Raw genomic sequence first — 1,341 nt, forward strand, 5'->3', positions numbered from 1 at the left:
CGGGGCTTGACCCTTGATCTTGGACACGCGGTATCCAGCACGATGCTGGGGAAGCGAGAATCCAAGGATGGCCAGGAAGAACTACACCGACGAGTTCCGTCGCCGGGCGGTGGACTTGTACGAGTCCACGCCGGGCGCGACGCTCAAGGGGATCGCGGCGGATCTGGGCGTGTCCCGGGGCTCGTTGAAGGAGTGGGTCGACAAGCTCGGCTCTAGGACCACGACCGCGGGGGCGCCCACGGCCGCGCCGGCCGGTCGGCCGGAGTCGCAGGCTGCGCGGATCGCCCGGCTGGAGGCCGAGAACGCGGCGCTGCGGACCGAGCAGGCCAAGCTCGCCGAGGAGCGGGACATCTTGCGCCAGGCGGCGAAGTATTTCGCCGGGGAGACGAACTGGTGAACCGCTTCCAGTTCGTTGAGGACCACAAGGACGCCTGGAGCGTGAAGCGGTTGTGCGAGGTCGTGGAGATCGCGAGGTCGTCGTTCTACGCATGGCTGGCCGCCGCGCCGCAACGGGCCGCGAGGGTGGCAGCGGACGCGGCGCTGGCGGCGCGGATCCGGGCGCTGCAAGACCCGCAGCAGGGCGGGGACCGCGCATCCGGGGCGCCGCGGATCACCGCCGACCTCAACGAGGACGCGCCTGCCGACGAGCGGGTCAACCACAAGCGGGTGGCCCGCGTGATGCGTCAGCACGGCTTGGCCGGCATCCGCCTGCGCAAGCGCGTGAAGACTACGGTGCCGGACCAGTCCGACCGGAAGTTCCCCGACCTGGTCGGCCGAGACTTCACCGCTGGGGAGCCGGGCCGCCGCTACGTGGGCGACATCACTTACCTGCCCATCGCCGACGGCACGAATCTCTACCTCGCGTCCTGCATCGATCTGGGCTCGCGGAAGCTGGCAGGGTGGAGCATGGCCGGGCACATGCGCACCGAACTCGTCGAGGACGCGCTCAGGACCGCGCGGCGCGAGCGCGGCACTCTGCGCGGCGCGATCTTCCACTCGGACCACGGGTCGGTCTACACCTCGAAGTCGTACGCAACTCTCTGCGAGCGGCTCGGGGTGACCCAGTCGATGGGCGCGATCGGCTCGTCCGCGGACAACGCCTTGGCCGAATCGTTCAACGCGGCTCTCAAGCGCGAGCTGCTCGAGGGTCGCCCCGCGTTCCCCGACCAGGCCACGGCCTACCGGGCCGTGTTCCGGTGGGCGAACCGCTACAACACCCGCCGCCGCCACTCCGCGATCGGCAACATCGCCCCGAACGCCTACGAGACCGCTGCGTCCGCTACGCTCCCGGAAGCGGCATAACCGAAACGACACCGTGTCCAAGACCCGGGGTCAAGACCC

The 1,341-nt window shown here is 69.9% G+C and carries 1 protein-coding gene; it reads left to right on the forward strand.

Going from position 1 to position 1,341, the window contains the following annotated elements:
* Positions 1–67: 67 nt before the first annotated feature.
* Positions 68–1,302, forward strand: a protein-coding gene (locus tag ACPYN7_RS17960) for an IS3 family transposase (protein WP_272028149.1) whose coding sequence is annotated in 2 segments (ribosomal slippage) — positions 68–377 and positions 377–1,302 — 1,236 coding nt in all. Because the reading frame shifts where the segments join, the coding sequence is not laid out codon by codon here.
* The last annotated feature ends 39 nt before the right edge of the window (positions 1,303–1,341 follow it).

The organism is Kocuria sp. CH-021 (assembly GCF_049716185.1).
Lineage (GTDB): Bacteria > Actinomycetota > Actinomycetes > Actinomycetales > Micrococcaceae > Kocuria > Kocuria cellulosilytica.